This window comes from Agarivorans sp. QJM3NY_33 (genome assembly GCF_050870865.2).
Lineage (GTDB): Bacteria > Pseudomonadota > Gammaproteobacteria > Enterobacterales > Celerinatantimonadaceae > Agarivorans.
In genome coordinates, this window is record NZ_CP194039.2 from 3,218,684 (window position 1) to 3,239,609 (window position 20,926).

Below are 20,926 nucleotides of genomic sequence, written 5' to 3' on the forward strand. Positions count from 1 at the left end.
CCTCGATGCACCACCTTAAGTAAGATTAAAATTATGAGCAAAGAATAATAAGGCATTATTGTGAGTCAAGCGCAGATCAGCCAGTTAAGCATTTACCCCATAAAATCAACCTTAGGGATTGATTTAAATCACGCTTACGTAGAAGAACATGGCCTAGCATTCGACCGACGTTTTGTGGTTTGCTTACCCGATGGCAAACAACTAACCGCCAGAACTCACCCCAAGTTAGCGCAAATCCACAGTGTTTTACGGCCTGAAGGCTTATATCTGGAAGCCCCTAACATGGCAGGGGTAAACATTAAATACACCGATTTTTCAGATCATTATATTCCAGTAAAGCTTTGGCAGGATACGGTTCAAGCACAACATTGCCATAATGATTACGATCATTGGTTTAGCCAATATTTAGGGGAAAACTGCCACCTAGTATTTTTTGGGGAACAATCTCAGCGTATGGTCAAAAAGCGGGATAGTCAGGTCGCTTTCGCCGACGCCTATCCCCTATTGTTAGTGTCTGAAGCCTCATTAGAAGATCTCAATTCACGCAGCCCAACGCAACATAATATGGCTCAATTTAGGCCCAACCTAGTGGTCACAAACACTGCTGCATTTGCCGAAGATGGCTGGAAACGTTTTCGTATTGGAGAAGTAGAATTTGAGGTGCAAAACCCTTGTTCGCGCTGTATTTTTACAACCCTCGATCAAGCCCGTGGAGAGTTTCATCCGCAAAAAGAACCACTATCAACACTCGCTAAGTATCGTAAGGGTAACGATGGAAACGTTTATTTCGGACAAAATGTGGTGGCACTCAATCATGGTAAGATCAGTCTATATGACACCATAGAAGTACTAGAAACCAAGACGCCAGAACATTATCCCGAGCAAATCAAAAAAACACAATCCAGCCCAACAGTGACTACAAATTGGCAAGCGGGACAAAGCCGCTTACTCAAGTGTATTGCAATACGCGAAGAAACTCATGATGTAAAAACTTTCATTTTGGAGGCTCCAGAGGGCAACATCTGCCATTATCAAGCAGGCCAATATATAGGCATTGAGCTGGAGATAGACGGCAGCCCAGTACACCGAAATTATACGCTGTCGAGTTCTCCTAGTCGCCCCTTAAGCTTAGCAATAACCGTTAAGCGGGTTTCCAACGGACTGGCATCAAATTGGTTACATGACTACTTGAAGCCAGGTATGCAACTCAAAGCCTTAGCCCCTGCGGGCGACTTTCATTTACCCGCCAGCCCAAGCAACAAATTATTACTGCTGTCAGCTGGCAGCGGCATCACCCCGATGCTGTCGATGCTGCGCTACCTGAGTGACATCAACAGCCAGCTAGATGTGGTGTTTCTACACAGTGCACATAGCGAACAAGATCTGATCGCTCGAGCCGAACTAGAAGTGCTCGCTCAACAAATGCCACACTGCAGTATTCGTTATAGTTTAAGCCAATCCGCTCAAAGCACTTGGCAAGGCTATCAGGGCAGACTCAATCGCGGGATGTTACTCGATATTGAAGATTTAGAACTACGCTCGGTATTTGTCTGTGGTCCACAGGGCTTTATGGACAGCGCAAAACAGCAGTTGCTCGCCTTAGGGGTGCATCCCGACGATTATTTTTCTGAAAGCTTTGGCCACCAGATCAGCGACTCGGTGGTGAGTAAGAGCATTAATATTCTGTTTGATAGTTGGGATAGTCACGTTCAAGGTAATAATCAACAAAGTATCTTAGAACAAGCGGAACAGGCCGGGCTAAATTTAAACTATTCCTGCCGCGGTGGATTTTGTGGTGCCTGTAAAGTCAAACTAGAAAGTGGTGAAGTCAGCATCCTCGAAGACAGTGGTTTAAACGATGAAGAGAAGCAACAAGGCTACATCCTGAGCTGTAGTTGTATTCCACAAACAGACTTATGTATTACCCAAGCGTAATGTTACGCTAGTTTAGATTTATTTAATTTGTAGTCATTAATAATAGGAAGAATAAATGAAGTTTCTACACACCATGGTAAGAGTAAAAGATCTCGATCAATCCATGAATTTTTACTGCAATTTATTGGGCATGAGCGAAGTCCGCCGTTATGAGAGTGACCAAGGCAGATTCAGTTTAATCTATCTCAGTTGTGATGAAGATATTGAACGAGTCAAAACCGAAGATTCCCCATGTTTGGAACTCACTTATAACTGGCCTGATGAAAATGGCCAATCAGAAACCTACACCGGCGGACGTAATTTCGGACACATTGCCGTATCGGTAGAAAATATCTATGCGCTATGCGACAAATTACAAAAAGCTGGCGTCATCATCAATCGTCCACCTCGTGATGGTCACATGGCCTTTGTCGTATCTCCCGATGGTATTTCAGTGGAGTTACTACAACAAGGTGAATCGCTAGCTGCGCAAGAACCTTGGGCTTCGATGGGCAATACCGGAAGCTGGTAAGCCTGCAAAAAAGTGAGTTTTTTACTCAACATATTTAGTGAGGGGAACGGCCATGCTAAGCCATTTCCCTCACTAAATTATTCAGCGAATAAATAAGCGATAGCTATAATGTACAAGGTGTTGATAAAATAAGCACAAATGGTTTACAAATTAATAAAACACTAACTATGGATGATAGTGACCCGAAAATTGTCGAATTACGTCGGCAAAACCAGCAATTGCGTGAGCAACTCAACGAGAACATCAATTTACTTAATATTGTATTGAACGATAGTGGCTTAGTGCTTTGGGAACAACACATTCCCAGTGGGCGGCTCAGTCTGTATAACTCCGAATACGGTAAAATTTGTGGTCTTTCCGCCAATGAGCAAAAAGCCTACTATAAAAATTGGCAATCCAACCTACATCCCGATGATAAAGATTTTGCGATCAAGGCTTTTGAAGCCTTGATCGCTGGCGAAACAGACGAATACGATGTCGAGTATAAAATGCTGCATAAAGACGGTTCAATTCGCTGGGTGAAAGATCGAGGAACCATTCAAGACTATGATGAAAACGGCCATCCCCTGCGTGTTCTGGGGACACACAGCGATATTACTCAACAACGAATCGCTCACCAACGCTTAGCCAAACTGGCCCATCATGATCCCTTAACCGGACTTCTCAATCGGCATGCCTTTCGAAATCAATTCGAACAATATTGTCAAAACATCGGAGCTGAAGGCGGCACTTTGATGTTCATTGATTTAGATAAGTTTAAACCGGTTAATGACCGCTATGGGCATACTGTCGGTGACCGGATCTTAAAATGCTGCGCCGAACGGATCCAACAACATTGCCCAGAACAAGGGCAATGTGGACGAATTGGAGGAGATGAATTTGCCCTATTGATCCCCTTCAGTGAAGTGAGCCAACTGAAACAATTATCTAAGCGTTTACTCGACGCTTTTACACCAGCCATTGGCTACCAACAGATCTCGGTCGCGGTGACCATCAGTATTGGAATGTGTCGCTTTCACCGCCACGATGAACAATTTGAACAAACCCTACATCGCGCCGACCAAGCCATGTATCAAGTCAAAGATGAGGGTAAAAACAACTTTCACTTATGGGGGTTTAATTCTGAGGCGTAAAGCTTTTTATCCATCGTCGTAAGGGAACCCTGCGCATAGACAACAAAACAAAGGTCAAACCTAAATATATAATGGGCTCAATCCATCCAGACTTCAAAGACCACCAAAAATGAATGATTATCGCCAATGTAACGGGATAGATAAATCCGTGAAGTTGCAACCAGACTCGGCCCAGTTTTTGTTGTATGCGCTTAAATGAAGTCAGGCTTTGAGCCAACAATAATATAAAGGCAAACATACCAAACCATATATAGGGCCGATCCAATACTTCTTGTCCAAACAAGGCCCAATCTAAGCCTAAGTCAAACACCAAATAAGCGAGCATGTGTAACAGCGAATAAAAGAATACATATAGGCCCACTAAACGCCTAAAAGCAAACAACACGGGTAAACGAAAACGCCGAGCAAAGGGGGCTAAACACAGCGTAATCAGGAGTATATTCAGCGCTACATTAGCCAAATAGTGGATCAGGGCTTTGACCGGATCGCCCCCCCACCAGCCATCACTAACCGCTAAAAAACAATAAAGCAGTGGGCTTAACAACAATAAATGTAATAGCACCCGCACTTGCCATTGATGCTTAGCTAAATACTGATTAATTTTTTTACTCACACGTCTCTCACTAAAAATACTTATTTAAGTCCATGCCTTGATAGAGATGAGCGACCTGCTCACTATAACCATTAAACATTTCTGTTTTTATTCGTTTACGCCCTAACAAGCCCGTTGAATCAATCCGCCGTTCTGAAGCTTGACTCCAGCGCGGGTGGTCGGCCAGCGGATTCACATTGGCATAAAAACCATACTCATGAGGTGCAAGTCGATTCCAAGTGGTTGGTGGTTGAGTCTCAAGTAAATGGATTTTAACAATCGACTTAATACTCTTAAAACCGTATTTCCATGGCACAACCAAACGTAATGGCGCACCATTTTGTGCGGGTAGGGTTTTGCCGTACATACCTACAGCCATAAACGTGAGTGGATTCGTCGCTTCGTCAATCCGCAAACCTTCAACGTAGGGATAACGGATCCCTCCGCCTGTAAACGAATTTTTCTGTCCCGGCATTTGCTCCGGATCATAAAGCGTTTCAAAGGCAACATAGCGAGCCGACGACAAGGGCTTCACCATTTTCAGCAGATCGGCCAACGAAAACCCCACCCAAGGGATGACCATCGACCAAGCTTCGACACAACGTAAGCGGTAAATCCGTTGTTCTAAAGCCATTTTTGCCATCAATTTATCTAAATCAAGCGTGAGTTCTTGCTCTACCTCTCCGGTAATTTTAATCGTCCATGGCGAAGGATTAAAGCTGCGGCTATTCTTCGCCGGATCATTTTTACCAGTACCAAACTCATAAAAATTATTATGGCTAGTGGCAGTCGACTCTGGGGTTAGCACATCTTGATGGATCGGTGGAATGTCAATTTTGTTCAATGCTCGACGAACCAATGCCACTGGCTCGGGGTCGTCAGCACTAAACCAAGATGCGCCTGCTACACTCGTAGGCAAGGCCGCACCAGCGCCAATAAAACCTAAACCTTTCATAATATTACGGCGCTGTTTAAATAAAGACTCGGGCGTCACCGCCGACTCTGCTTCTTCCCAATCACGCTTCATTTTAAACCACATAGCATCTCCTTTTTCTATCAGACCTCGCTTGCGGTAAAAAAATTTCACGAGGCTTAATTTTTACTGGCGATCCGCTTGATGTGCTGATATTCCCCGAACACGGGTAAATCAGTGAGGTAACGGCGCAACATGTCCATCGCAACCGCAGTCGCCATCACCCGCACCACCGAGCGACTCCGATTACTAAGCAATAGTTGCTGGCTAATACAACGGTCGCCCTCCGCGAGGCTAAAACAAACGGTACCGACCGGTTTTTGCTCACTACCACCATCCGGACCCGCGATCCCAGTAATTGATAAGGCAATATTGGCGGCACTATTGGCGAGCGCACCGAAAGCCATCGCTTGACTGGTTTCCATGGACACCGCGCCATATTGTTCAAGTAGTGCCTCGGGAACCCCAATGCTTTGTTGCTTCGCTAGATTGCTATAGGTCACAAAGCCACGATCTAAGTAAGCTGAACTCCCCGCTACAGCCACTAGTTCGGCAGCTAACATGCCACCTGTGCAAGATTCAGCTAAAACTAACTTTTTCCCCGCTGCAACCATCAATTGCTGAAGATGCAGGGCCCAATTGCCTTGATCTTCAGTAAAAATATGTGCTGCAAGTTGCGCTCGCAATAATTGGCTCAAGCGCTCAAATTCAGCGTCTTGGCGAGGATAAAACAGCTTCACCTCAATACTGGGTCGTGATGAACGGTAGCCTAAACGTGCTTCGGGCGGTAACTCTAGGGGATCAAAACGGTCACTCAATGAAGACTCTGATAAACCGAAAGTATAAAAACGTTTCACTTCACCATTCGATTCTGGCACCGCAGCTTGCAAACGCGGAAACCACTGCTGCTTGACCATTTTCTTGAATTCACTCGGCACGCCAGGTGTAAACAGCAACTGAGCACCAGCATGTTGTACGATAAAACCACAGGCGGTCCCAATGGGGTTATCGACTAATTCCGCCCCTTCCGGCAACATCGCTTGTTTAACATTACTTTCTGGCATCGCTATGTTTTGTAGTTGATACCACGCTTGCAACTGACTTAACCAGTGCTGATTTAACTGTAAGGGCTTACCGATCAGTTGCGCTGCAGCCTCGGCACTTAAATCGTCAGAAGTCGGTCCCAATCCCCCATTCACCAATACCCAATCACTGCGCAGGGCCGCCTGATGGAGGGCATCGACGATATCTTCAAGCTTATCCGCTACCGTTTGCCGACGGCTAAAACTCAAACCGATATCATTCAGCTCTTGACCACACCATGCAGCGTTAGTATCCGCGATATCGCCTTGGAGAACTTCATCGCCGGTACTGAGCATTTCTATTTTCATGATGACTTCCTTAATTAATTCATTGGCCTAGCGGTATTGTTGCTTATCACAGCCGCTGATTCAGCGTAAAAGGCTTTAATCGCGCCAATGAGTTGTTTTATATCTTGTTGATTCACATCAAGATGGGTCAAGAAACGGATCGGCGTCCCGGCGGTAACAAATATCCCCCGTTCGGCTAAATACTCTGCTAAGGCAAAGGATTGTTGGTGACGACAACGCGCATAAACCACATTGGTTTGCACCGAGTGTGCGTCACATTCTAATTCCTCAATTTGCGCCAGTTGTTCCGCCAACAATTGTGCATTAGCGTGATCCTCGGCTAAACGAGCGACATGATGCTCCAAAGCGTATTGGCCAGCGGCTGCAATAATGCCCGCTTGACGCATGCCACCCCCTAACATTTTTCGCAATCGCTTGGCGCGCTCGATTAAGCGTTTATCGCCAAGCAGTAACGAACCAATCGGCGCTCCCAAACCCTTCGATAAACAAATGGTAAAACTGTCGAAAGGCGCTACCAGCAGACGTTCATCGACACCGCTTTGAACCACGGCATTAAACAATCGAGCACCATCCAGGTGCAGCGCCAGCTGATGCTCTGCCACGAAGGAAGGTAAGCTAGCCAAATAATCCATCGGTAATACCCGCCCGCCAATGGTATTTTCCAAAGATAACAGGCGAGTTTGGGCAAAGTGAAAATCATCTTCTTTAATTGCCGCCTGAACCTTGTTGAGACACAGGCTTCCATCAGCACTATTTTCTATTGGCTGTGGCTGCACACTCCCAAGTACTGCGGCACCACCAGCTTCATATCTATAATTATGTGCACTCTGACCACAAATATACTCATCCCCTCGCTGGCAGTGCGCCATAATGGCTAACAGGTTGGCTTGAGTCCCCGAACTACAGAACAAGGCGGCTTCGGTTCCCATTCTCTCGGCAGCATAATCCTGCAAACGATTGACCGTAGGATCATCACCATATACGTCATCCCCCACTTCCGCTTGACTCATTAATAAACGCATTGCTTGCGTAGGACGGGTGACAGTATCACTTCTAAAATCACTCATGACTCAGCCTCTTGTTGATGTTCGATTAACCATTGCATCGGATCGGGGTAGCTAAATTGATAATTCAATACAGCCTTAATTCTATGGTTGTCGATCCGTTTATTACTGACTTCACCGGCGGTAAACGTGGGCGCAACCAGTCCCAACTGCTCAGCCGCTAGCTCATAAAACTCTTGTTTAGTTGGATGTAAATCACTACAGGCATTGAACTGCTCGCCCCAAATATCCCGCTGAATTAAAGCACCAATCAACGCGATACAGTCCTGACGATGGATCACATTCACCGGACTCTTTGCGCCACTCACAGTTTTCCCCGATAAAAATCGTCCAGGTTTACGCTGTCCGCCCAGTAAGCCAGAAAAACGCAGTACACTCGCTTGATAAGCGCGACTAGCGAATAACTTATCTTCAATATGGCTTAAGGCAATACCAGAACGGGTGGTCGGATGACGAGCCGTGTATTCATCTACGATTCCCTGTTGAGGCCCATAAACCGAAGTAGACGAGATAAAGAGGATCTTTTTAACGCCATGCTCTGTAGCGGCATCAAGTAACGCGGTGATTTGGGCGATATGGTAGTCTGCGGTATTTGTTTTACGCCCTGGAGGAATATTTACAATCAGCAAGTCACATGCAAGCAACGCTGCAATATTATTTGACTGTAACTGCGGCGCTAAATCCAACTGATATGCTTCTATGCCTAGATGACCAAGTGATTCCAGCTCTTCAAGCTTACGCCGAGACCCCAATACCCGATAGCCTTCGGCCAACAAAAACTGCGCTAAAGGTAAACCCAACCAACCGCAGCCCACTATACTAATTCGTTTGATCACTCACTGTCCTTTTAAGTTTAGCGGCAATTACACCCCATTCGCGAATGGAGGATCTATTTAGACCGAGGGGAAATAGATGAGAGCAAGCCGTTGATTGCTGGAATACTTTATTAAAAATAGAAAATAAACAACAAAACTAACATTCATTTTAACCAGCGTAAATCAATCGATAATGAATAGAGTTGCTATTCTATCAACCGAGCACAATATCTGAACAATCGATAGCGATTCAAATCATGTTAGACAAGGGGGATGATTGAGTGCGTTTATGCTAATTCTAAAGCAAAAACACTTAGGCCGAAGATTTCATTAAAATGGCCACGGAGTAAACTTGCGTCTTCGCTGTCATAAAAGTGATCTTGAGTTGTATTCGCCAACCGTAAAACGAAAGCAAAAAAAAACGACCCAAAAATTTAGGTCGTAACAGCAAGTTCTTAGAATTGTAGATAGCTAGAAATGCTAGTTAAATCAATCAATTCTATACAGCGGGAAAGTTTCAATTAAGTCATCTCAAACTCAATCTTCAAATGCGGCTAACAATTGCATCCGATGTGAAAACGATACCAGAAAAGCCTTTCATAGCAAAATAAAAAAAGGGCTAAGAACAGCCCTTGCTTAGAATGTTTGATTTAGATCACAGTTTATTGATTACGGAATCACGCACAATCAACTCTGGAATAAATTTAAGCCCGATAATATTAGGCTCAATTTCCTTGCCTTTCTTTTCCAAAATATCGATAGCTAACTGAGCGGCACGCTTGCCCATATCCTCAATAGGATAACGAACGGTGGTGAGCTTAGGATGAACAAAACGCGCATAGTGATTATCATCATAACCCACAACAGAGATTTGCCCGGGAATATCGAAGCCTTTATCACGTAAAGCCGATACGGCTCCAGCAACCATCGAGTCGTTATACCCCACGATGGCAGTAAAACTCATTCCTCGCTCTAATAATTGACTTACTGCTTGGCTCCCCCCAACTTCATCGGGGTAAGCTCGAGCAATCAGCTGCTCATCAATAGGTGCGGATATTTGTTCCATCGCTTGACGATAACCTGATAAACGCTCAACGCCATCGGTGAATGACAGATCATCGGTAGTAATAAAGGCAATATCTTTATGGCCTTTTTCTTGTAAATGGCGAGTCGACTTATACGTCCCCTCACTATTGTCCAAGTACACACAACGATTCTCGAAGCCCGGAACTAAACGGTTAATAAAAATAAACGGGGTCTTACAATCCGCAATTTCTCTTAACTCCTCATTACTTAATGCCATCGAATGAACAATAACTGCATCACACTGACGCTGTAATAATATATCGATCGCATGACGCTCTTTCTCTGCACTATGATGGCCCGACATAACAATGGTATATTTACCGGCCATATCAACAATTTCTTCTATACCCTTCATCATCTGCACAAAGAACGGGCCACCACCGAGATCACCCACCACTAAACCAATACAGTCGGAACGTTTGCTAACCAAGGCTTGGGCAAAACTATTTGGGCGATAATGAAGCTCTTCCATCGCTCGGAGAACGGCCTCTCGTTTCTCTGGTGCTACCTGAGCAGTATCGTTAATCACGCGAGATACGGTTGATATCGACACATTTGCCAACTGAGAAACATCTTTAATTGTGGCCAAATTACTTACCCTCTTATCGTCTGCAAAGCAGAATTAAACTTGAAAAACGATCTGGGTAAAACTATACCAAGACAGAGCAAAACTTGATAGTGAAACCGCGCCACAGAGTGTAAACTATAGTTTAAATTTAGATATCCGTTGCTGCTTCATGCAATGAGTTTTTTTACTTGTTGCATCAACTAATTAAGTAAGTTAATTATGTCATTTATTAGTAAGTTACGTTGTGCCTTAACCTTGGGTCAAGGAGTGTTGGTCTCGCTTCCTGAGCCGACTGGCAAAGAAGATCCCATAGAGCTATTTGGGGAATGGTTTAAACAAGCCAAAAAATCAGGAATTGTACTGCCTGAGTCAATGACAGTTTCGTCGGTAGGCGCTGATGGTCGTCCTTCGGCTAGAGTCGTATTGTTAAAAGAATTTGACGCAGAGGGCTTTGTTTTTTACACCAATTATTCGAGTAGAAAAGGACAGGAGTTAGAGCTTCATCCTCTCGCTTGTTTAACCTTTCATTGGAATATTTTACAACGCCAAGTTCGCATTGAAGGGCGTGTTGAAAGAGTCACTCAACAACAGTCCGAGCACTACTTCCATAGCCGCGGACGAGGCAGCCAAATTGGTGCTTGGGCCAGCCACCAAAGCCAAGTCATCGCAAACCGTAGTATTCTTGAAAAACAAGTCAGCAATTGCAAACAAGAGTTTGCAGATAAAGAGGTGCCACTGCCTGAGTTTTGGGGTGGCTACCGAGTCATTCCCGATACAATTGAGTTTTGGCAAGGTAAAGCCGATCGTCTGCATGACCGCTTCCGTTATAGTTGCGACGCCAAGGGCTGGAAAGCGGACCGCCTTAGCCCTTAGGCACACCATAGGAGTAACTTAACTCCTGTGGAGTAAGTAAAGATTGAAGCGGTTGCTTACGCCGATATTGATATACGACTTGATACGCCAATACGCTCTGTACGTAATGGCGTGTTTCTTTAAACGGAATCGACTCTATCCATACATCGGCAGGTACCTTGCCTGACTTGGCAAGCCAACGACTAACCCGTGTCGGGCCAGCATTATAAGCAGCGGCAGCCAAGATACGATTGCCTTGATAACGGTCAAGTAAACTGTCTAAATAGGCACTCCCCAAACGAATATTATCTTCCGGTTCAAATAGTTGACTTCGTGAACGATACTTAAAACCAATTTTTTTCGCGGTGTGTTTCGCAGTCGCTGGCATTAACTGCATCAAGCCACGTGCGCCAACCGAACTTTGTGCCAAAGGATACATCGCACTTTCTTGACGCGCTAAGGCGTACAATAAACTAGCTTCTACTTGGCGCTTATTCGCAAAATACTCAAACTCTTGAGCAAAACTCAAAGGAAAACGCATTTGCAGTTGATCCCATTGCTTTGCAATGATTGACGCCTGTACCGCCATGTCTTGCCAGTTATGACTAAGGGCCAGAGCCCCTAAATCTAACTGGCGCGATAACTTGGAGCGCCTTAATAAATGATCCCATTCGGAACGCGCCGAATAATACTCTTCTAGGGCCAATAGCTCTTTGACTTTGAGCACCACTGGATGCTGGTCGATTTGCTTAAGTTCAGCAGCGCTCATACGATGTTGCTGCTCTTGGAGTTGAAATGGCTTCTTTAAATATTGAGCAGCAAGAAAACCATGGTAACTTCGTTCTACGGAAAGTTTATCGAAGCTGGCCATAGCAAGCTCGGTTTGTCCCAAAGCAAGCATCGAGCGAGCCTGCCAGTAACGCCAACGCTCCTGCCGCTGAGTCGCTTCAGGTAATCGCGCTAACCATAGACTAATCTGCGCCCACTGTTGCTGCGCAATCGCTAAACGAACCCGCTGCTCAATACTATGGCTATCAGGATGTAAACGAAGCTGGCGGTCGGCCCACTTCAGCAAAACCGGAGTTGGCTGACCAATCACCTTGCGGACCAAACTTCGCTCACAGTTTAAATACAACTGATTTGACTGACTTAAGGGCTTCGCCCAACGCGTCAAATACCCCACCGCTGCAGCCAAATCACGCCTCGCCAACCTTTTTATTGCTAATAAGGCAATTTGCTGATGAGACCTCGATTGACTAATTTTAAGTTGTCCGGAGCTCAAAACAACAGCTGGCTGAGTATAGGCTTTCACCAATAACTTCACCTCTGGTTGATGTATTTTGGACTGAGATTTACCGAGATATTTTAATAAACTAATCTGCCGCGCTTGAAAAGCCAACAGCATCCGTTGCCAACGTAATTGATCGCTGATTTTAACCGCTTTTTGCCAATGGGTGAATAAAACGTCACAGGCCTTCGGTCTAGAGCGACCGTGCAACCACAGTTTTTTGGCACCTTGCCATGCTTGAGGAGCATCTCCGGTTTTGTATAAGGCATAATAATAATGACATTGTAAGTCGATGCTATTCGGCAACTGAGGGTAAAATTCTAAATAACTTTGCCATTCTCCCCTTCTGGCAAGCTCTAACATAAAACGACGCTGCATCGCATTACTTAAATAAGACAATGAATTCGCGCCGATAAATTGTTCTACTTCGGCGCGACTAACAGTGCGGATCTGTCCTCGTAGCTGGTAATAACGTAGGTAATCAAACAAGGGGTAGTCTTTAAGTTGATTTAAAGATTGCTCTGCTTGTGTCCACTTCGCTGCGCGTTGCAATTGCCGCACGTCTTTATAGGCTTGCTGCTGCGGCGTTAATTGCCCTGCCTGAGCGAAGCCTAAGCCACTACAGAGCAGAAAAACACATAGTTGCCAAAACCACTGTGGCATAGTCTGTCACGCCTAATTGTTGCTACCATCAATCTTTAGATTAACGCAGCATCAATTAATCGGCGAGTATATTCTTGCTGAGGTTGGCAAAAAACTGCTTCAGTTGCACCCTGCTCCACCACCTGCCCATATTGCATGACCATCACCCGATGACTTAGCGTACGAATAACCGCTAAGTCATGGCTAATAAATAAATAACTTAAATTGTATTTAAACTGTAACTGACGCAGCAATTCAAGCAATTGCTTTTGTACGGTTCGGTCGAGAGCAGATGTGGGTTCATCCAAAATTAGGACTTCTGGTTTCAGTACCAAAGCACGAGCCAAAGAAATACGTTGACGCTGCCCACCGGAAAATTCGTGAGGATAACGGTGCATCACATCTGGCGTGAGACCAACATCGAGCAACACTTCCGCAACGGCTTGCTTTAATTGCTGTTTGCTCAGGTCAAAATGCAAACTTAAACCTTCACCAATAATTTGCGCTACCGTCATTCGTGGACTCAAACTAGAGAACGGATCTTGAAAGACTATTTGCATAAAACGACGCAGCGGCTGCATCTGTTTAACACCATAAGCTTGAATGGCTTGCTGTTTGAAATAAATTTCACCTTGGCTGTCAATCAGACGCAGTACCGCCTGCGCTAAGGTACTTTTCCCTGAACCGCTTTCCCCAACAATACCTAAGGTTTCACCTCGCTTTAATTCAAAATCAACTAAGTTGACCGCTTTAATATGGTCGACGGTTCGCTGCCAAAAACCCTGTTTAATGGGAAACCATACCTTCAGCTGCACAACCTTCAGTAAAGTTTCCGCCTGTGCATCACAGAGGCTTTGGCGAACCGGCTCAGAATCGAGCAAAGTTTTAGTATAGGCATGCTGAGGCGCCGCAAACAGCGCCGCGCAATCATTCACTTCAACCAGTTGGCCAGCTTGCATTACCGCCACACGATCGGCGTAACCACGGACCACATTTAAATCATGAGTGATCAGTAAAATCGCCATCCCTAGCTGTTGTTGCAACTGTTTAAGCAAATTTAAAATTTGCTGCTGAATAGTGACATCTAAGGCTGTTGTCGGCTCATCAGCGATTAACAGTTTTGGCTCGGTGGCCAGGGCCATTGCAATCATCACCCGCTGACGTTGCCCTCCCGACAATTGATGAGGAAAGCTAGCCAAACGTTTTTCCGGTTGTTCGATCCCCACTAAGTCGAGTAACTCTAAGACGCGCTGCTGCGCCTGCTGCTTATCCATACCACGATGAACATAGAGTACTTCACTAATTTGCTTCTCTACGCTATGCAAGGGGTTGAGCGAGGTTAAAGGTTCCTGAAAAATCATCGCAATTTGGTTACCTCGCAGCGCTTGCAGCGTCTTGCTTGGTTGATTTAACAAGGCTTGCTGCTGCAACCAAATTTGACCACTCACTTTGGCATTCCCGCCCAGTAAAGACAGAATCGACAAGGCGGTTACCGATTTGCCCGAGCCACTCTCACCGACCAGAGCTAAAGTTTCACCCTGCATCAACTCCAAGCTGACATCTTTAACCACTGGGTCAGGCAAACCAAAGCACACCGATAGCTGGTTAATTTCTAATAGTTTTTTCACAAGCCGCTACCTAAATACGCTTTCTGGGATCGAAGGCGTCACGCGCCGCTTCGCCAATAAACACCAACAAAATTAAAATAATCGACATCGATAGGAAAGCAGTAATACCGAGCCAAGGTGCCTGTAGGTTGTTTTTACCTTGGGCAACCATCTCTCCCAATGAAGGGGAACCTGGCGGTAAACCAAAACCTAGATAATCTAAACCAGTTAAGGCTGTCAGACCTCCAATGAAAATAAAAGGTAAAAATGTCAAAGTTGCAATCATCGCATTAGGTAAAATATGCCGTGCCATAATCGCTGGATCGCTTACCCCTAAGGCTCGAGCAGCTTTCACATATTCGAGGTTACGACCTCGAAGAAATTCAGCTCGAACCACGTCAACCAGACTCATCCAGCTAAATAACAACAAGATTGTAAGTAGCCACCAAAAACTCGGTTGAATGATGCTCGATAAAATAATGAGTAAAAACAACTGCGGCATCCCCGACCATATTTCGATAAAACGTTGACCCCAAAGGTCAACCCGCCCACCAAAATAACCTTGTATGGCGCCAACCGCGACGCCAATCACAGAGCTAGTAACTGCCAATACCAGCGCAAATAATACCGACAAGCGAAAACCGTAAAGTAAGCGAGCAAATACATCGCGTCCTTGATCGTCGGTGCCTAACCAGTTGTCAAATGTAGGGGGTGAGGGGGAAGGCACCGTCAAATTAAAATTAATGCTGTCGTAAGAAAACTTCACTGGAGGCCATAGCAACCATCCCCCTTGCTGCTCGATTAAACCTTGAATATAAGGATCGGAGTAATCCGCCTCAATATCTAAGTCTCCGCCAAACTGCAGCTCGCTATATTCGGTGATGATCGGCATCATCCACTGTTGCTGATAGGAAATCAGCAACGGTTTATCATTGGCAATAAACTCGGCAAACAAACTAACGAAGAACAGCAACAAAAATAAATAAAAACTCCAATAACCACGTCGATTCGCTTTAAATTGCAACCAACGGCGTTGGGTAATTGGGCTGGCCTTTACTCGCAGCCACTGCGCGACTAAGCCCATGGTTAACGCCTCCCCTCGAAATTAATCCGTGGATCAATCATGGTATAGGTCACGTCGCTGATTAACTTGAGCAACAAAGCGATAAGGGTTGAGATATACAGAGTACCAAATACCACCGGGTAATCTCGATTAACTACCGACTCAAAACCCAACAGACCAAGACCATCTAAGGAGAAAATCACCTCTATCATGAAAGAACCCGTTAGAAAAATGCTAATCAAGGTCGCTGGTAAACTGGAAATCACCAACAACATCGCATTACGAAATACATGACCATACAACACGCGATTTTCGCTAAGCCCTTTGGCTCTTGCGGTTAATACATATTGCTTATTAATTTCATCAAGGAAGGAGTTTTTAGTCAACATGGTAAGAGTCGCAAAACTACTAATCACCATCGCGGTGACGGGCAAGGCCAGATGCCAAAAGTAATCGCCCACTTTAGCCAACCAGCTTAACTCCTGCCAATTAGCAGAGGTAAGCCCTCGCAGTGGAAACCAATCCCAATAACTGCCCCCTGCAAACAGTACGATCAACATAATCGCAAACAGGAAATTAGGTATAGCAAAACCAACCGTGACCACAGTTGAGCTCCACACATCGAAACGGCTACCGTGTTGCACTGCCTTACGGATCCCAAGCGGGATCGAAATCCCATAAACCAATAGCGAGGTCCACAAGCCTAAGGAGATCGACACCGGCATTTTTTCAATAATGAGGTCAACCACCGAGCTATCCCGATAGAAACTATCCCCAAAATCAAACCGCAAGTAATTCCCCAACATATCAAAATAACGTTCATACAAGGGTTTATCAAAACCGTAGAGCTGTTCTAACTCCGCCACCAGTTCTGGGGGTAAACCTTGCGCGCCACGATATGAACTAGAACTTGCACCAGCGTTAGATTGGATAACTTCGCTATCGACCCCCGAATCTACCCGACGAGTCGCTGAAGTATCAATCCCTTGGATCTTGGCGATAGCTTGCTCAACCGGACCACCGGGGGCTGACTGGATGATCACAAAATTAAGCGTCATAATCCCCAATAAAGTAGGGATCATCAGTAACAGGCGTCGCAGAATATAACTAGTCATGGTCGTTTATTCGACCCACCAAGTATCCAAACCAGGCGAGAATTTGGGGTTACGTGTCGGTCGCTTTAACTTATCCCAGTAGGCGATACGCCAAGTATTAAGGTGCCACTGAGGGACCACATAATAAGACCACAACAAAACCCGATCGAGAGCGCGAGTGGCATCCACCAACGCGGCTCGACTATCAGCAGCAATCACTGCACCAACCAACTCATCAATCACCGAACTTTTCACCCCAATGTAATTGCGTGAACCAAAATGATCGGCAGCTGCACTGCCCCAGTAACCACGCTGCTCATTACCCGGTGAAGAAGACTGTCCAAAACTACCCACTATCATATCAAAATCAAATTTCTGTACGCGGTTGATATATTGCGAAACATCCACCACCCGAACTTCAGTACTAATTCCAATTTTTTGTAAATTGCGTGTATAGGGCAAAACAATTCGCTCAAAATTCTTCTGATAAATCAAAATTTCGATATGCATTTGTTTACCATGAACATCCACTAACTTACCTTTGCTCAAAGTCCATCCAGCCTTTTTAAGCAAGGCTAAAGCTTCGCGCATTTGCGGGCGAATATTCCCATCGCCTCGGGTGCGTTCGAGCTGAAATGGCTGATTAAATACCTCTGGCGGAAGCTGCGCTTTAAATGGCGTCAGTAAGGCTAATTCGCCCCCTTTAGGTAACCCGGTTGCCGCCAATTCGGAAGCCGCAAAATAGCTCTCTGTACGGGTATAAGCGCCATAAAATAACTGCTCGTTAGTCCATTCAAAATCAAACAATAAACCAATAGCCTTGCGCACGCCTCGCTGACTAAACACACTTCGCCGAGTATTAAAGACAAAACCCTGCATCCCCTGCGGATTTTCATTTCTCAGATTATCGGTATGAATTTTACCTTCTGCGAACAACGGACCGTTGTATGCGGTGGCCCAATCTTTGGCGCTGGTTTCTAAGCGAAAATCAATCCGTCCCGATTTAAAGGCTTCTAAAGCCACCGAAGAGTCACGATAATATTCATATGCGATGGTTTGAATATTATGACGACCGCGATTAATCGCTAAGTCTTTGCCCCAATAATCATCGACCAAGCGGTAGCTCACCGCACGCCCAATATCAAACTTATCCAACTGATAAGGCCCGGAACCCAAAGGGGGGGTTAAATCGGCTTTACTAAAATCATGCTGCTGCCAATAATGCTTGGGTAACACTGGTAACTCACCAAGAATCAGCGGTAATTCGCGATTATTGCCATCAACAAAACTAAATTTCACACTCAGCGGAGACTCTGCCACCACATCTTTCACGCTGGCATAATAGGCCCGATAATGAGGCGCCCCCTTTTCCATCAGTAAATGAAAGGTAAAGACCACATCTTCCGCGGTGACTGGGTGACCATCGTGAAAACGAGCTTGTGGGCGTAAATTAAAGCGTACCCAAGAGCGATCGGCTGGTAAATCAACGGTTTCGGCGAGCAGACCATAGCGAGAAAATGCTTCATCATCGTTAGAGGCCATCAAGGTATCGTATATTTGACCAATCCCTGCGGCAGGATTTCCCTTCACAATAAAGGGATTGAAAGTATCAAAGGTTCCCAATGCATCGTAAGTGATACGCCCTTGTTTCGGAGCATCACTGTTCACATAAGGTAAATGAGAGAAATCAGCAGCTAAGGCTGGCTCGCCATGCATCACCAGCGCGTGAGAACGACTAAATTCCTCGGCGTGAGCAAAACCAATAAGCAAAATACAAAGTGCCGATAGCAGTCGTGTCATGATAAGCGCGTCCTCACAAATAAAAATAGAATGTTCAACTTAAGCAGAATCGGTTGAACTGTCCTGGTGAAATAGGCTCAAGTTCACCACAATACTCACTATAAAGGCCATGAATGCAACGAAAAACATCGTGACAAACTTAGCCTGTATAAAAATCCACCCCAGCTGGCAACAGACCCTATGGCTGTAGTTATAACCGACTAGAAACTAAAAGATAAAGAGCTTTTAAGCAAATTTACGCTGAAAACGTTGAATATATCGTTCCATCGCATCGGCAGGGATCGCTTTACTGGATAGAAAACCTTGATAAAAGGTGCAACCTTGTTGCTTCAGAAATTCTAATTGCTGACGCGTTTCCACGCCTTCAGCTGTCACCGTAAAACCAAGATGACGGGCAATTGCTAATACTGCATCAACGATCGCCATATCACGGCTATCACGAGGAATATCACGAATAAAGGAGCGGTCGATTTTCAGCTCATCCACAGGTAAGCGTTTCAGGTAACTTAATGAAGAATAGCCCGCGCCGAAATCATCGATAGCAAAACGCAGCCCTAATTCCTTTAGCTGTTCCATTCTACGAATCGTATCCTCGGCATGCCCGAGCACCACCGACTCGGTCACTTCCAAATTTAACATCGCATTATCGATATCATAACGCATCATCAAATCTTCAACTTTCTCAACAAATTCAGGATGATGGAATTGCTTGGCACTCACATTAACTGAAAGCTCTGGCAGCGTTAAGCCCATCGCTTGCCATTTAGCCATGTGTTTACAGCTTTGTTCAAGTACCCACATGCCAATATCGATTATCAAATCGGATTCTTCAGCGATGGGGATAAATTCGGTCGGCGACACCAAACTCTTCCCCAAAGGCTGCCAACGTACTAAGGCCTCCGCCCCAACTAACTCACCCGTAGCGACCATATGTTGTGGCTGGTAATAAACCAATAATTCTTCATTGGCTAAAGCGCTACGCAATGCATTGTGCATTTGCAAACGTTTATCCGCTTGCCGCTGCATACCATCTTCAAAAAAGATCACGGTACGTCGCCCCGCCGATTTCGCCTGATACATCGCTGTATCAGCTTGCTTGAGCAGATCCTCTGCTGTCTGCCCCTTTCCCGGAAATAAAGTAATCCCCACACTGGCACCAATATGCAACGATTGACCATCGAAGGGATAAGGTGCAGAGATGGTTTTAATAAGACGTTTTCCAACTAAGTGCGCTTGTTGTTCTGCATGAGGCGGACTTCCGCCGAGATCAGCCAGTAACAGGACAAACTCATCGCCACCTAAACGAGCCAATACATCGCCTTGGCGGATCAAACCTTGTAAACGTTGCGCGACCTGCTGTAATACCCAGTCGCCTGCGGCATGCCCTAAAGAATCATTAATATTTTTAAAATGATCTAAATCGATAAACAGCAAGGCTCCAATCACATGGCTCTTTTTAGCGCGGTTAAAACAACTGTCTAACTCTTCACGTAATTTTCGCCGATTTGGTAAACCCGTTAGCTCGTCAAAATAGGCTAAATGTTGAATTTGTTTTTCCGATGCAATATTGGCCGAGATATCTTGAATATTCACCACATAATGGCTCTGTCCCGTGTCGGCATTCGTTACCGCGGTAATGGTCTCTGATTGAGTATAACTTTGACCATTTTTTCTCAAGCGCTCGACTTCACCTTTACGCCGAACGGAACCATCCACAGCGTCAATAAACACTGGGTTTGGACTACCAAAAACCTCCGTCAACTCGGCACCTAATACTTCCGATTGGCGATAACCAGTAATTTGCGAGAACGCGGTGTTAACTTTCACGATGCGATAGTCTGCATCGGTAATCAATAAGCCGTCATTACTTTCAAACGCCACCGCTGAGAGCGCCAACGCTTCGCTCTCTTGTAACAAAGAGCATTCGGTCCCAATCCGCTCCATAAATGGCAAACAGAGTTGTTTAACAAATTCCGAATCAAATTCCGAAGCCACAAAAGTTAGCGCTAAATAAGCCACCAGCTTTGCATCATCAACAATTTGTAATGCTAAAAAGCCTGAGGGCTTACGCGCTAGCTCGGAGGGAAGGAAGGCATAATCGGGATACTGCTCTGCTAAATCGCTTGAGAGAGTCATAGCCTGATATCGAATATCAGCCAATAACTGAGGCGTGACAGGGCTTAAGGTTCTAGAAAACAATTGACCATCACGACAATAAGCAATACAGGGTACATTCGCCAAACGAGAATCAAAACGGGCAACATAAACTTCGCAAGCACCACAGCGCTCTGCCAATTGACGAACCAATTCAGAAAAGAAATGTTGACTGGGCTGACGAGCTAATACAAGAGCGAACTCAGATATTGAAACCGCTAACTCGGAAGGACCAGAAGATGAATTCAGCAAAGGTGTAGTATCTATGACGCCATCCATATCGATTAAAATTACAACGACTTTCTTTTTCGGTTACGAACTTAGCGTGACCGACGGGTTAACACCAACTGCTTGTTAT

General features: G+C 45.2%; 16 protein-coding genes. 4 read left to right on the top strand and 12 right to left on the bottom strand.

Going from position 1 to position 20,926, the window contains the following annotated elements; translation table 11 throughout:
* Positions 1 to 60: 60 nt before the first annotated feature.
* The 3 genes from ACRRSY_RS14480 to ACRRSY_RS14490 all read left to right on the top strand — a co-directional run bounded on the left by ACRRSY_RS14480 (position 61) and on the right by ACRRSY_RS14490 (position 3,579).
* On the top strand, positions 61 to 1,935 hold the full coding sequence (locus ACRRSY_RS14480) for an MOSC N-terminal beta barrel domain-containing protein (protein ID WP_432459692.1): 1,875 nt from the start codon (positions 61 to 63) through the stop codon (positions 1,933 to 1,935).
* Positions 1,936 to 1,990: 55 nt separating this feature from the next.
* Entirely contained in the window at positions 1,991 to 2,446 is a 456-nt protein-coding gene (gene gloA, locus ACRRSY_RS14485; protein ID WP_432459693.1) for a lactoylglutathione lyase, read from the top strand.
* A 167-nt stretch (positions 2,447 to 2,613) separates the two neighbouring features.
* Positions 2,614 to 3,579, top strand: a complete 966-nt coding sequence (locus ACRRSY_RS14490; protein ID WP_432459694.1) for a sensor domain-containing diguanylate cyclase — start codon at positions 2,614 to 2,616, stop codon at positions 3,577 to 3,579.
* Here the strand turns inward: ACRRSY_RS14490 and ACRRSY_RS14495 are convergent.
* From ACRRSY_RS14495 to ACRRSY_RS14520, 6 genes are all read right to left on the bottom strand, one after another.
* Positions 3,563 to 4,192 carry a protein-methionine-sulfoxide reductase heme-binding subunit MsrQ gene (locus ACRRSY_RS14495; protein ID WP_432452522.1) on the bottom strand — a complete coding sequence of 210 codons (630 nt, stop codon included), beginning with the start codon at positions 4,190 to 4,192 and terminating at the stop codon, positions 3,563 to 3,565. The genes ACRRSY_RS14490 and ACRRSY_RS14495 overlap by 17 nt on opposite strands.
* Before the next feature lie 10 nt (positions 4,193 to 4,202).
* Positions 4,203 to 5,210 carry a protein-methionine-sulfoxide reductase catalytic subunit MsrP gene (msrP, locus tag ACRRSY_RS14500; protein ID WP_432452521.1) on the bottom strand — a complete coding sequence of 336 codons (1,008 nt, stop codon included), beginning with the start codon at positions 5,208 to 5,210 and terminating at the stop codon, positions 4,203 to 4,205.
* A 53-nt stretch (positions 5,211 to 5,263) separates the two neighbouring features.
* On the bottom strand, positions 5,264 to 6,535 hold the full coding sequence (locus tag ACRRSY_RS14505; RefSeq protein ID WP_432463545.1) for a CinA family nicotinamide mononucleotide deamidase-related protein: 1,272 nt from the start codon (positions 6,533 to 6,535) through the stop codon (positions 5,264 to 5,266).
* Positions 6,536 to 6,549: 14 nt separating this feature from the next.
* Positions 6,550 to 7,602, bottom strand: a complete 1,053-nt coding sequence (gene ltaE, locus ACRRSY_RS14510) for a low-specificity L-threonine aldolase (protein WP_432452519.1) — start codon at positions 7,600 to 7,602, stop codon at positions 6,550 to 6,552.
* Positions 7,599 to 8,435 (bottom strand): SDR family oxidoreductase, encoded by an 837-nt coding sequence (locus ACRRSY_RS14515; protein WP_432452518.1) that lies wholly within the window; start codon positions 8,433 to 8,435, stop codon positions 7,599 to 7,601. The genes ltaE and ACRRSY_RS14515 overlap by 4 nt, the downstream gene beginning before the upstream one ends.
* 634 nt (positions 8,436 to 9,069) lie before the next feature.
* Complete coding sequence (locus ACRRSY_RS14520) at positions 9,070 to 10,089, bottom strand: LacI family DNA-binding transcriptional regulator (protein ID WP_432452517.1); 1,020 nt, start codon at positions 10,087 to 10,089, stop codon at positions 9,070 to 9,072.
* Between the two features lie 198 nt (positions 10,090 to 10,287).
* On the opposite strand from ACRRSY_RS14520, the gene pdxH reads away from it, so the two are divergent.
* Positions 10,288 to 10,941, top strand: coding sequence for a pyridoxamine 5'-phosphate oxidase (gene pdxH, locus ACRRSY_RS14525; RefSeq protein ID WP_432459700.1), 654 nt, complete (start codon positions 10,288 to 10,290; stop codon positions 10,939 to 10,941).
* Here the strand turns inward: pdxH and ACRRSY_RS14530 are convergent.
* The 6 genes from ACRRSY_RS14530 to ACRRSY_RS14555 form a co-directional block, all read right to left on the bottom strand.
* The gene (locus ACRRSY_RS14530) at positions 10,931 to 12,871 is read right to left on the bottom strand and encodes a transglycosylase SLT domain-containing protein (RefSeq protein WP_432463546.1); all 1,941 of its coding nucleotides are present in this window, start codon (positions 12,869 to 12,871) and stop codon (positions 10,931 to 10,933) included. The two genes, pdxH and ACRRSY_RS14530, sit on opposite strands and share 11 nt — an antisense overlap.
* 35 nt (positions 12,872 to 12,906) lie before the next feature.
* Positions 12,907 to 14,478, bottom strand: coding sequence for an ABC transporter ATP-binding protein (locus ACRRSY_RS14535; RefSeq protein ID WP_432463547.1), 1,572 nt, complete (start codon positions 14,476 to 14,478; stop codon positions 12,907 to 12,909).
* Positions 14,479 to 14,488: 10 nt separating this feature from the next.
* Positions 14,489 to 15,541, bottom strand: a complete 1,053-nt coding sequence (locus tag ACRRSY_RS14540; protein ID WP_432463548.1) for an ABC transporter permease — start codon at positions 15,539 to 15,541, stop codon at positions 14,489 to 14,491.
* Between the two features lie 2 nt (positions 15,542 to 15,543).
* Complete coding sequence (locus ACRRSY_RS14545) at positions 15,544 to 16,635, bottom strand: microcin C ABC transporter permease YejB (protein WP_432459704.1); 1,092 nt, start codon at positions 16,633 to 16,635, stop codon at positions 15,544 to 15,546.
* 6 nt (positions 16,636 to 16,641) lie between these two features.
* Positions 16,642 to 18,414, bottom strand: a complete 1,773-nt coding sequence (locus ACRRSY_RS14550) for an extracellular solute-binding protein (protein ID WP_432463549.1) — start codon at positions 18,412 to 18,414, stop codon at positions 16,642 to 16,644.
* A 225-nt stretch (positions 18,415 to 18,639) separates the two neighbouring features.
* The gene (locus ACRRSY_RS14555; protein WP_432452510.1) at positions 18,640 to 20,847 is read right to left on the bottom strand and encodes a putative bifunctional diguanylate cyclase/phosphodiesterase; all 2,208 of its coding nucleotides are present in this window, start codon (positions 20,845 to 20,847) and stop codon (positions 18,640 to 18,642) included.
* Between the last annotated feature and the right edge of the window lie 79 nt (positions 20,848 to 20,926).